This window comes from Methylobacterium brachiatum, from assembly GCF_900113845.1.
GTDB lineage: Bacteria > Pseudomonadota > Alphaproteobacteria > Rhizobiales > Beijerinckiaceae > Methylobacterium > Methylobacterium brachiatum.
The window spans coordinates 1-4873 of the sequence record NZ_FOQW01000044.1 but is presented as its reverse complement, the minus strand read 5'-3'; the positions used below and the strand labels follow the sequence as shown (position 1 = coordinate 4873).

Here is a 4873-nt window from a genome sequence, read left to right as displayed (position 1 = left end):
CGAACCGGCTCTCGATCGTCAGGTCGCCGCCGACCGAGGCCACGATCTGCCCGCCCGTGACCGTGGCCCCGCGCAGGCTCGTGTCCCCGCCCGAGATCAGGCTGACCGTGCCGGTGCCCGAGACCTGGCTGTTAACTTGCCGGACCTCGTGGCTCTGGCCGGTGTCGCTGGCGTAGCCGGCCGAGCCCGCCGGGCCGCCCTTAACCGGATCGAACCCGGCCCCCACCTGCATCGAGCGGGCCCCGAAGATCCGGTCGATCGTGGCCTGGGCGCTCTCCAGCAGGATGCCCTGGCCGGCCGTCAGGCTGACGTTGCCCGGCCCGCCCGTAGGGCGCCCGTTCGCGTCGACGCCCGCCGCGATCCGGGTCCCGACCGCGTGGAGGCTGCCCTGCTCGGCCTCGATCGTGGTCGAGCCGCCGCTGCGCAGCGCCGTGCCGACCGGGGTCGTGCTGTCCTGCAGCATCCGGCTGGAGCTGTGCTCGAACCCGGCCGTGACCGAGGCGGAGGCGCCCGCCGCGAGATCGCCCTTGGACTCCGACAGGGCCTTCTGCAGCCGGTAGGCGGCCAGCGCGGTCGGGGCGATGCTCTCGGAGCCGATGCGGCCGCCCAGGCCGTCGGCGGCCTGGGCGAGGGTGTTGCCCGCCCCGATCAGCGGCGAGGACAGGTTGCCGCTGATCCCGGCGAAGAACCGGTCGTGCTGCGACGCCGCGATCGCGTGGTCGAGGGCGGCCAGCAGGTTGACGTTGCGGCCGGCCTGCAGGCGCAGGTCGCGCTCGGCCGAGGCGTCGGTCGCCGCCAGGGTGATGTCGCGCCCGGCCACGACGGTCAGGTCGCGCCCGGCCCGCAGCACCGCGGGCACGTTGTCGTTGTCGGCCTGCAGGCTGCGGTCGGTGGCCGTGCGCAGGCCCACGCCGACCGACACGGTATCGCCGTTCAGCGAGGCCTGGATGCCGAACCCGCTCCGGCGCCGGTCGGTCGTGACCGTCCGGCTGTCCGTGCCGGGGCTGACGGTGACGTCCCGCCCGGCCGTGATCGCGAGGTCGCGCCCGGCCACGATGGCCGAGCCGACGATGTTCACGTCGAGCCCGGCGATCACCCTGGCGTCGCCGCCGGCCACCAGGGTGGAGGGTGCGTTGGTGGCCTGGGTGACCGATCCGGTGGTGCGCCGTGTCTGGTAGACGTCGAGCCCGCCGTCGCCGCCGAACAGGCCCAGGCCCGCGCTGCGCCGGGCCAGGATCGTCTGGCTCAGATCCTCCCCGGCCAGCACCGAGATCGAGCCGGCCGCGCGCATGTCGAGGTTGCCCCCGGCCACGAGGTGGCTGGCCTTCACGGTGATGTCGCTGCCCGAGACGACGGCGAGGTCGCCTCCGGCCGCCACCAGGGATGGCACGTTGATCTGGCCGGTCTGGCTGATCAGGGTGCGCGAGGACGAGAACAGCCCGTCATGGCGTGAGAACGCCGTGGTCGCAGTCGTGTCGAGCGCCGACGCGATGGTGATCGGCCCGCCCGCGGCCAGCAGCCCCGCGCCACCGGCCGTGAGGGTGGAGCCGAGCACCGAGAGCGCGCCGCCGGCCAGCACGGTGAGGTCGCCCCCGGCCGCCACCAGGGCGCCGTGGTTGATCGTGCTGGCGGTGGCGATCCAGGCGTTGCGGTTGCCCACCAGGCTGGTGTTGGTCACGGCTTGCGCGGCAATCAGGATGTTGCCGCCGGCGCTGAGGGTGAGGCCGTCGCGGGCCAGGAGCGCGCCGCCGCGGTCGATCAGGTCGCCGCGGGTGAAGATCCCCAGGGTGCCGGCGCTGACCACGCCGCCGGGCTGCAGGACGTTCTGGGCGAACAGGCCGCTGCCGAGCCCGACGCGGCGCTCGTTGAGGAAGGTGCCGGCGTCGATGATCATCGTGCCGGAGGCGAGCAGCGAGCCGGTGTTGGTGATCTGGTCGCCCGAGAGGAAGACGCTGTTGCCCTGGATGACGCCGCCGGCTTGCTGGGTCCAATCGGCGAGCCGGCCCGGGGGCAGGATCAACTGGGGGGCGAGCGTCGGCTGTCCGTCGATGGTGCGCTGCTCGTACCAGAGCATCGGACGGGTGAGGCTGGCCTTCTGTTGGGCCGACAGGCTGTCGCCGAGGTGGATGTCGGGGTTGGCCTGGAGGAACTCGACGGAGCCCTGGTACAGCGCCTCCTGCTGGGCGCGGGGGTTGCGGTAGCGCTGGTCGAGGATGGGGCTGCCGGTCTGGTCCAGCAGCGCCTGGCCGATCAGCCGCTGCTCCATGGTTTGGTCCGCGAACACCGACACGCCCGGCGGAAGCGCGCTCCCGCCCGCCCGCGCAAGGATCGCGGAAGGTCTGATATCGTCATCCTCGTCGGCTAGAACAAGTTCGCCGCGCTTGGCTTAACCGCGGTCAGCCAGTACAGCGGCTGAAAGCTGTCCGAAGAGCCGCTCCGATCTCGGCGTTCGTGCTGGTATCTGGGATAATAAAATCCTCGATACCATCTCCTTTAGTCCGTGACCAACGGTCGAATTTCTCGTGATGCATAGGCATAAATTTTATTTGACCATTTTTTTTTTCAATAGAACAGTTTTTCATATCTTGAAACAAAGTTCCTTTGGTCTTGTAACGATATTTGCGCATTACGTTTTTTACAAAAAGCTCGAACCGCTCCTTGGATATTTTCCAATCACCGAGATCGGCATCAAATTCGACCCCCTCTGGGTAGGTCGTTCCCTCACGCGGAGCTGGCAAGACCCATCGGCTGTGGGCCATTGCATCCTGAACGGCCGAACCAAGAACCTCATCAGTAGCATCTGGCTCCAGATAATTAGTCTTACCCTTGAAATCGCCATTCGTCCCCCCTCGGTAACCCGAATAGGTTTGAATAAGTATAAAATCCTTGTTGTGCCATGCATGTGCCCAATAACCTCTGATCACCTGTTCGCTCATCGTACCACCGTGATTCTAAGATTGATGCCTTGGCTGCTGGCATAATTCGATGCCCTCTGGATTTGCGCCCATTGAGCCTCTGTCGTGCCGGCCGGAACAGCAACTTGTAAGTCTCGGCTCAAAATATCCGTAGATTTCACCGTTTTGTTGGTTAGAGTGTATGTTGTATAACTGGCAAAATCATCGATATTGCTCTTGAGAGAATAGTAAAGCTTGGCAGGTTCGTCAATCCTATCTTGGGTCATCGTATTGAGTGTTTTTGCACTGGTTGCAAGGCCAGTATTTTCATCAAAAAAATCGATGGTTCTGAAGCCCGGTGGCAATCGGCTGTCAGCTGAAAGTTCTGTTGCAAGAAAATCCTCGAACGGCATCCCTTGCCCCTGAATGCCTGAAACGTTATTTGTCCAAGCGATCCCAATATCGTTGTTATTGGCTATTCTGTAGTTTATACCTGATGGAATTCTGAGATCAAGAGGGGTATTGACGTTTCCGCTTGGAATTCTTCCTAAATTAGCCAGCGAGCCATTTCTTGATACCAAACCGACGATCTGCAGAAATGCCGCGGGATCTCCGTTAATTATGCTGTTAATTGCTGTCGGTATTCGGAGAATGCCCGTAAAATCACCTGCTATGATGTCGGCGGCAACCAAGATTCGATTCTGTTCTTGATCTGAAAGCTTATCCATTCCATTTGGGGCTAGTATTTGAAGTATTCGATTTATATTATCGCTACTGGTTGCGATCTTTTCCCGATCATCTGCGGACAATATGAATGATATCGTGCCGGAATAACTCGAGAGTGCTGCAGCGGCGTCGGCTGCGACCGTGCCGCAGCCCGGTGCGTTGAAGCTGGAGTCCTTACAGGTAAGAAATCTAGCCTGCTGCTCGGCATCCTTTTCTTCGAGCGCGGTCTGCTCCGCGCATGCATCGGAATTGCCGGCTTGGCACGCGGCCTTCGCCCGAAGCAGTTTGTCTGCGTCGTCGTGGTTTAGGTAATTGTGCGTGACGTTGTCGAACCCAGTCGCCGCCCCGAGCTGACCGCCTGCTAGCGCACCCACCGCCGCACCGACCCATTGCGTGATCGCCGCCTGCTGCGCATCCGTCAGGTTCGGGTTCGCCCGCAGCACTTGCTGCAACACCCCGTTGGCGACTTCGCTCGCCGCGCCCGCCAGCGCCCCGCTCGCCACGTTCCCGCCGGCCAGTTGCGCCGTCAGCGCCCCCACCGCCGCGTGCAGCACCGTCTTCTCCGCCGAGCCCTCCGTCAGCCCGAGCTCCTTCGAGAGGTGGCCGACCCCGATGTTCAACAGCTCGGACAGAGCCACGACGTTCCGCTGGCGCGCCTGCAGCCGCTCGATGTCGTAGGGCTGCGCCGGGCGGTTGGCCGCGCTCGCGTCCCGGTTCAGGCCCGACAGGTCCTGCCCCTGGTTGCGCAGCTCCAGTGTGCCCGGTGACAGCGTCGCCCGCGCAAACCCGGAACTCGATTGCTGCACCGGCATGCCGACCTGCGGCAGCGGCAGGCCCAGCCCGTCCTTCTCCGAACTGCCGATCGATAGCCCCATGCTCGAACTCATCGCCCGGGTGCTGCCGACGAGGTCCGAGAAGGTCAGACGGTCGGCCGACAAGCGGTTCTGCGACGGATCCGCCGTCGCGGTGATCAGACCCCCGATCAGGTTCACCCCGCCGCCCACGCTGAGCTGGTAGCCGCCCGCCCCCGCGATCAGCCCGCTCTGCTCGGCCACGGTCGCGCTGTCGCCGCGCACGCTGCCGCGGCTCGCGCCACCCGACACGCCGCCGCCGCCGAACCGCCCCTGCGCCTGGAGGATGCTCTCCCGGTAGCGCGCGGTGTCGAACCGGCTCTCGATCGTCAGGTCGCCGCCGACCGAGGCCACGATCTGCCCGCCCGTGACCGTGGCCCCGCGCAGGCTCGTGTCCCCGCC

Annotated in this window: 3 protein-coding genes; all 3 read right to left on the bottom strand. The window is 64.9% G+C overall.

Annotated features, from left to right (window positions below):
* Positions 1-2266 (bottom strand): hemagglutinin repeat-containing protein (locus BMZ47_RS27650; RefSeq protein WP_208601127.1); only part of this gene is annotated, 2266 nt, incomplete at its 3' end.
* A gap of 130 nt (positions 2267-2396) precedes the next feature.
* Positions 2397-2936: a contact-dependent growth inhibition system immunity protein gene (locus BMZ47_RS27645; protein ID WP_091865642.1), complete on the bottom strand. Its 540-nt coding sequence runs from the start codon at positions 2934-2936 to the stop codon at positions 2397-2399.
* A partial coding sequence (locus BMZ47_RS27640) for an endonuclease toxin domain-containing protein (protein WP_208601126.1) occupies positions 2933-4873 on the bottom strand: 1941 nt, incomplete at its 5' end. The genes BMZ47_RS27645 and BMZ47_RS27640, both read right to left, overlap by 4 nt.

Bases quoted from the DNA above. Each gene is read 5' to 3' on its own strand.
- BMZ47_RS27645 (WP_091865642.1), bottom strand. From the start codon at position 2,936: ATGAGCGAACAGGTGATCAGAGGTTATTGGGCACATGCATGGCACAAC.